Annotated in this window: 8 protein-coding genes; 5 read left to right on the top strand and 3 right to left on the bottom strand. The window is 26.5% G+C overall.

Annotated elements, in window-relative coordinates; genetic code table 11:
- Both ACR0QS_RS09850 and ACR0QS_RS09845 read right to left on the bottom strand, forming a co-directional pair.
- The coding region (locus ACR0QS_RS09850) for a hypothetical protein (RefSeq protein ID WP_432633275.1) at positions 1–1,020 on the bottom strand (1,020 nt) is incomplete at its 3' end.
- Positions 1,005–1,757 carry a pyridoxine kinase gene (locus ACR0QS_RS09845; RefSeq protein ID WP_432633274.1) on the bottom strand — a complete coding sequence of 251 codons (753 nt, stop codon included), beginning with the start codon at positions 1,755–1,757 and terminating at the stop codon, positions 1,005–1,007. The genes ACR0QS_RS09850 and ACR0QS_RS09845, both read right to left, overlap by 16 nt.
- A 138-nt stretch (positions 1,758–1,895) precedes the next feature.
- Here ACR0QS_RS09845 and ACR0QS_RS09840 point away from each other — a divergent pair, with 138 nt between their 5' ends.
- Genes ACR0QS_RS09840 through kdsB form a run of 3 tightly spaced genes read left to right on the top strand, consistent with a single transcriptional unit; the run spans position 1,896 to position 3,590 of the window.
- Positions 1,896–2,288: a hypothetical protein gene (locus ACR0QS_RS09840; protein WP_432633273.1), complete on the top strand. Its 393-nt coding sequence runs from the start codon at positions 1,896–1,898 to the stop codon at positions 2,286–2,288.
- 37 nt (positions 2,289–2,325) lie between these two features.
- Positions 2,326–2,811 carry a PTS sugar transporter subunit IIA gene (locus tag ACR0QS_RS09835; protein WP_432633272.1) on the top strand — a complete coding sequence of 162 codons (486 nt, stop codon included), beginning with the start codon at positions 2,326–2,328 and terminating at the stop codon, positions 2,809–2,811.
- A 2-nt stretch (positions 2,812–2,813) separates the two neighbouring features.
- Complete coding sequence (gene kdsB / locus ACR0QS_RS09830) at positions 2,814–3,590, top strand: 3-deoxy-manno-octulosonate cytidylyltransferase (protein WP_432633271.1); 777 nt, start codon at positions 2,814–2,816, stop codon at positions 3,588–3,590.
- A gap of 9 nt (positions 3,591–3,599) precedes the next feature.
- Here kdsB and ACR0QS_RS09825 read toward each other — a convergent pair whose 3' ends face one another.
- Positions 3,600–4,628 carry a hypothetical protein gene (locus ACR0QS_RS09825; protein ID WP_432633270.1) on the bottom strand — a complete coding sequence of 343 codons (1,029 nt, stop codon included), beginning with the start codon at positions 4,626–4,628 and terminating at the stop codon, positions 3,600–3,602.
- 116 nt (positions 4,629–4,744) lie between these two features.
- Between ACR0QS_RS09825 and ACR0QS_RS09820 the strand changes: the two genes are divergently transcribed.
- Complete coding sequence (locus ACR0QS_RS09820; protein ID WP_432633269.1) at positions 4,745–5,170, top strand: hypothetical protein; 426 nt, start codon at positions 4,745–4,747, stop codon at positions 5,168–5,170.
- A gap of 109 nt (positions 5,171–5,279) precedes the next feature.
- On the top strand, positions 5,280–6,110 hold the full coding sequence (locus ACR0QS_RS09815; RefSeq protein WP_432633268.1) for a viperin family antiviral radical SAM protein: 831 nt from the start codon (positions 5,280–5,282) through the stop codon (positions 6,108–6,110).
- Positions 6,111–6,270 lie beyond the last annotated feature (160 nt).

Raw genomic sequence — 6,270 nt, 5'->3', positions numbered from 1 at the left:
ATCTCTATACTTATAAGTAAGAAGTTTTTTATTGTATAGTTCCGAAAGAATTTTTATTTCCGTTTCGTCCATGTCGTCCGTATTGATGGCATAAATATAATTGTCTTCTTCAAAACCTTTGATTATTATATCTATATAGCCGTTAAATTTTTTCTCCAAAAATATTTTAAAGAATATTATTGCTGAGGCAAGAATAATGGAATTTACGATAAGATAAATAAGTATAAACATATAAAAAGTATAAATAAATTCTCTTCCGCTTACCATGATAAAAAATCCGCCGCCTTGAATAATCGCAGTTTCAAATAATAAATGTTTCTTTTCAAAATCGTCCCATTCTTCCGATTGATATTTTAATTCGTTGTCATAATAAAGCATTGCTATATCGAGAGCTTTTGAAAAACTTTCGTATTCAAAATTTTCCGTATTATATTCTCCGTAAAAAGTCGTTTCCGCTTCGTATATGATTTCATTTTTTTTGTTGTCGTAAGATTTGATTATATTATTATCGAAAACCCAGTTAAGAACGGCATAAATTATAATCATTATGAAAGCCATAACCGTTGATATTATGATTATAAAATGAGACGATATGCTTGAATAAAAAGTTTTTTTATTTTCCAAAACGAATAAATAAAAGAAATATATTATATGAGTGATATAAAATATAAAAAGAAAATGATAACCGCGTGTAAGAAAAGAAGAAATTATATTTTCTTTCAAAAATACTCTATTCAAAGAAAAAAAATTTAAAGCGTAAAATATTCCAAGTATCGACATCATAAACGGAATTAAAAAAGTTATTAAATAAAAAAACAATTCTATCCGCGAATATTTTTGAACTTTGTAAAAAAATACCGTGACAAAATAAAAAGAACAAAAAAATTCTATAAATATTAAAACTTTCATTATAGCGGTATTTAAATTCAAAATCATATAAGCCGACATAGAAATTATTACTAAAGAAGAGATTCCAGCAACAATGAAATTAATATTGTATTTTGCTAATTTTTCCAGCATATTTCCCCGCATTTTACTTTATCGTATAACTGTTTAATCATTTTATAATCGAGTCCCAAAAATGAAGCGTTATTTACCAAATTATAAATCGCGCTTAAAAATATCGGCTGCGTATTTTTATTATTGTTTTCGGAGTAAGGATAGGACGCCATTATTCTTGAAATATTAAATAAAATCGCAATCAATTTTGACGAACTTGACAATTCATCGTTTTTTATAGAAAAAGGCAATATGCTTTTCGCCGCAATCGCTATAAAGATTGGATTTATATTTCCCAAAGTAGAAATATTATCGACTGCATTTTCTATCATTTCTTTCGCTTTATCATAAAATTCTTTTTCGTTATATTTATATTCGTTATATATTGGAAGAGAAGCGATATAACTCGTATGCATTATGTCCCGCGCAACCAAAAGTATTGAAACATAATTTGTAAGCTGATTTTGATTAAGATTAAATTTATCATCGTTAATAAAACTGTCTTTCATTCCGTTGGATTTTTCCCAAGACAAAGATATAATCTGTTCTATAATATCGCTCTTTAAAAGCGCATAAGTATATGAAATATAATCCAAAAAAGCCTCGTTATTATCCGAAGTTTTTATTAATCTTAATATAGCGTCTTTTTGATAGTTATAATCTTTATCAAATCCCGGTATATTTGAAAGAAATTCAAAATTAAAATTATTTTCAATATATTCCACGAACTCTAAAAACGAATCTTTATCCAAAAGCACTTATTTACCCTAAATATTTTAAATTATAATTTTGATATAGTTTATTTATTATTTTTCGGAAAAATCGTATATAAATTATAGATATTTTAAATTTGACTTATTATAAAAAAGATTTAATATATTAACAGAGGATATAAAATGTCAAAATATATTTTACCGCAGGAAGAACTTTTAAGAAGTTCCTATTGGATAAGCAATTTTTTGATTCGAGAAGGCTATCATATTGATTATACTTTAAAAAGTTTATTGGAAATAGATAAATTCTTTAACGAAAAAATGTATTTGGTTTTAGAAAACGACAATAACAGAAATTTTATATTTTCAATAAGCGCGTATATTGGCGAAGTTATAAAAAAACATTTTAAAGGAAATTGGGAATTATCGCGAAAAGTCGATTTGGATGACGAATCTATAGGAATAAGTTTCAAAAATTATAATTCTATTTATCCTCTCAATATAACTTTGGAAATTATACAGAAAAAATATACGATAAAAGAATATTTGAAAAATAATTTTAATACCGAAATTTAAAATATAAAATTGATTTAATTAAACGGAAGGTTGTAAAATGATTTCATTAAACGAAGTGACAAAAATAATCGAAGACTCTTATATTTTACTTAATTTGAAAGCGGCAAATAAAGAAGAAGCTATAAGCGAAATGCTAATTTATGCCGAATCTAAAGGCTTGAGAATAAATATAGATAGAACTATAAATTTCATGTATAAAAAAGAAGAAATAATAACAAGCGGTTTGGGTTATGGAGTAGCTTTTCCGCATGTGAGGACAAGCGAAGTCGAAGAAAATAAATTAATATTTGCAATTTCTAAAACGGGACTCAATTATTACGCTTTGGACAATAAACCCGTTCATTTGCTTACGATGTTTTTAACTCCAGTCGGCAAAAGTGAAAAATATCTTAATTTATTGTCTTTATTTACTAAAGTATCGAGGCTCAGCATGTATACGGTTTTACTTTTAGAATCGAGAAAAGAAGAAGAATTTAAAAAGAAATTAATTACAATGGTAAAAGATATAATGGAGGAAAAATAATTATGCCTAAAACTGTGGCAATCATTCCCGCGAGATTCGATTCTTCGAGGTTTCCAAAAAAATTGACTTACGAAATATTAGGAAAACCTATAATAATAGCCGTTTACGATAATGTAAAAGCCGTTTCGGAAATTGATGATGTTATAGTGGCAACGGATTCAAAAGAAATAATGGATATATGTTCAAAAAATAACGCGAAGGCGGTTATGACTTCAAAATATCATACTTCTGGAACTTCAAGAATAATTGAAGCGGCAAAAAAAATCGACTGCGATATAATAATAAATGTGCAAGGAGACGAACCTTTAGTCAATGAAGAAATACTTTCTCCGATTATAAAATGTTTTGAAGATAAAAAAGTCGATATAGCAACGGTAAAATTAAAAATCGAAAAAGACAGCCATTTAATAAAAGACGAAAGCGCCGTTAAAGTCGTATGTGATGCGGACGATTACGCGATGTATTTTTCGAGAGCGACAATTCCTCATAAAAGATTCGATAACGATATTGAAGTGAAATATTATAAACATATAGGAGTTTACGCTTTCAGAAAAGAAATTTTATTAAAAATAGAAAAACTTAAAGAATGCGATTACGAAAAAATAGAAAAACTCGAACAGTTAAGATGGCTTTATAACGGAATGAAAATTAAAGTTTTGGAAACGAATCAATTTATTCATGGAATAGACACAAAAGAAGATTTGGAATTTGTGCAGGAATATTTAAGACGACATGCTCAAAGCGAATTGAATAACGAAAATTTATATAAAAATAATTAAAAAAATTATTCAAGTTTTATTTTCAAATCGGACTGAAGTTATATTAAATTTATTAAGCCTCAATATAAATATCGCAACTATGACAATCATAATAAAAGCGGCTAATATAAAATAATATGTTATCGGAAGAGTTTTTGTATTTCTTAAAATATTTAATTGTTCCGATTTTGAATTAATGCTTTCGTCTATCGCGTTCGCTTCGGCAAGATTTCCGTTTTCTATTAAAGTTCCCTTTCGCATTCTCAAATTATCTATTTCTTTAACTATCGTGTCGACTGTTTTATCCTGCTTAAATTTTTTATATAAATTAAATCCGCAAATTAAAGCGCTCGCAAAAAGTAGAATAGAAGTTACTATTATAAGAATTAGTATTGCAAATCTTCTCTTCCTAACGCTCAAATGAGATATTGCAACGGATTTATTTTTTATCTCTTCTATATGTTCCAAGATTTCTTTCGACTCGGGATAAGAAAGTTTTGCCTCCTCGATGCATGATAAAAGATTAACCATAGATTTATATCTTTCGGTTCTTTGGAATCTCAAATAATATCCGTCAATTTCTTTTATTTTATCTTCAACGCTATGTTTGACAATTTTAGGTTTTAGGAAATATGATTTATTCGGTTTGATTTTTTTATTTTCCTTATTTGATTTTACTGATTTTATTTCTTTTTCTTTATTATCGTTTTCTATATCGTCTTCCAAATCCACTAATTTTATATTTCTTTCTTCGGAGTTTTCTTTCGATAATATTCGCTCTCCGCCTAAAGTCATTTCCTGTCCCATTGTGTTTCCGTTTCTGTCTTTTACCTGAACTCTTATTCCAAACACTTTTTTAAACATCGATTCAACGGTTTCAACGCTCGTGTCTTTATCGATTACAATAAAAGATTTTGGATTTTTTCTCGGGTCTGCAATTTCAAAAAGTTTAATATTGTCTGATTTCAAAGCGCCTTTATATATTCCAAGCGAAACGCCAAATTCTCTGTCGAACGAATCGAGCAGCGCGGATATTGTTGTGTCTAAAGTTATTTTCATTATATTCTCTTATAAATTATTATAATAAGTATAACATAAAAACATAAAAAAAGAAAAGTATAATTGATTTTTTAATTAAATTACTGTATCGTATTACTAGTAATTTGGATATATTTATGATTAAAAAAATTATTTCCATATTTTTGATTTTCAATATTTTAATTTTCGCCGAACAGAGAATTTTTATATCTTCAAAATTGAAAGGAAACGATTTAAGAAAAGCGATTATAGAATGGATAAAATCCAAATCGCAAAAAGAAAAAGATTATAAAATTTTTGACAGCGGTTTAATATATTTATTTTTCAATTCGGGCAATATCGTAAATAAAAAATCTTTATGTTTCGACATTAATTTTTATTTGGAATACGATAAATTTATCGTGGATTTTTCAAACGCAAAATTATTGAATATTGAAACCGAAGAGATTGAAGATTTGAAATTTAATATTTTGGAAACTTTAATGAATAGCGGCTGGTTTAAAAAATACAACGACAATATTACGAAAATAATCGAAGAACTGGAAAGTATCATTAACGAATAAAAAAGACTTGACATTTTAAAAAAAATTGTTATATTATAAATAGATTAAATAATACTTATATAGTTGAATATTGACAATTAGGCTAGATAAAAAATTGGAGGTATTCATTATGAGTATTTTTAATCATTTAAAATTAAATTGGCATTTTATTAACAAATGCAATATGCAGTGTAAATTCTGCTATTCTTCAAAAGAATCTTGCGCCGATATTACATTTGAGGTAATTCCAAAGATTAAACCTTTCAAAGAGATTAATCTTGTCGGCGGCGAGCCTACCATTTACGGAAAATATATTTATTTGCTTGAAAAATTGCATTCTCATGGACATATTTTAAGCATAGTAAGTAACGGAACGATGTTTTTACGCGATAATAATATTTTTAATAAAACTATAAAATATTGCAAAACGATAGGTTTAAGTATAGATTCGATAAATAACGAAACATGTCTAAATATTGGCAGAAAGATGCATAATCAAAAAACAATAAGCGAAAAAGAATATTTATATATTTGTAAAAAAATAAAAGACAGCGGCAGATTATTAAAAATAAATACTGTTGTAAACAAATATAATTATAAAGAGGATTTGAATTCGTTTATTGAAAAAATTAAACCCGATAAATGGAAAATATTTCAAGTTCTTCCGATAGACAATTTAAATTCATGCGAAGATTTACTAATAACTAAAAAAGAATTTAATTATTTTTTCACGCATCATAGCAGTCATAAAAATATAATGTATATTGAAAATAATAATGTTATGACTTCGTCTTATATAATGCTTGACTCGAAAGGCAGATTTTTTAATAATATAAATAATAAATATGTCTATTCAAAAAGCCTTATATATGATAAGGTTAACTTGGAAGAAGAATTTTTGAAAATGAATTACGATATATCTAAATATAACGACAGATATATCAAATTAGAAAATAAATAAAATAAAGGAGAATAAAATGGGACAATTATATTTAGAATTTGACGAAAAGGAATTAAAAAAGAATTTAGAATTATTTGAAAGAATTCAAAAGGAAAAAAATGGAGATTTAGAGGAAGCGTTTAAATTATTCGCTGATAAATATATAAATGATGAAATGGAT

Origin of the sequence: Brachyspira sp., from assembly GCF_050873525.1 — a bacterium.
Classification (GTDB): domain Bacteria; phylum Spirochaetota; class Brachyspiria; order Brachyspirales; family Brachyspiraceae; genus Brachyspira.
Note: the sequence above shows the minus strand (reverse complement) of the source record. Positions and strands in the feature narration are given on the sequence as shown.

Excerpts from the sequence above, each read along its gene's own strand:
- ACR0QS_RS09815 (WP_432633268.1), top strand. The coding sequence starts at position 5,280 with ATGAGTATTTTTAATCATTTAAAATTAAATTGGCATTTTATTAACAAA.
- ACR0QS_RS09820 (WP_432633269.1), top strand. The coding sequence starts at position 4,745 with ATGATTAAAAAAATTATTTCCATATTTTTGATTTTCAATATTTTAATT.
- ACR0QS_RS09825 (WP_432633270.1), bottom strand. The coding sequence starts at position 4,628 with ATGAAAATAACTTTAGACACAACAATATCCGCGCTGCTCGATTCGTTC.
- ACR0QS_RS09840 (WP_432633273.1), top strand. The coding sequence starts at position 1,896 with ATGTCAAAATATATTTTACCGCAGGAAGAACTTTTAAGAAGTTCCTAT.
- kdsB (WP_432633271.1), top strand. The coding sequence starts at position 2,814 with ATGCCTAAAACTGTGGCAATCATTCCCGCGAGATTCGATTCTTCGAGG.
- ACR0QS_RS09835 (WP_432633272.1), top strand. The coding sequence starts at position 2,326 with ATGATTTCATTAAACGAAGTGACAAAAATAATCGAAGACTCTTATATT.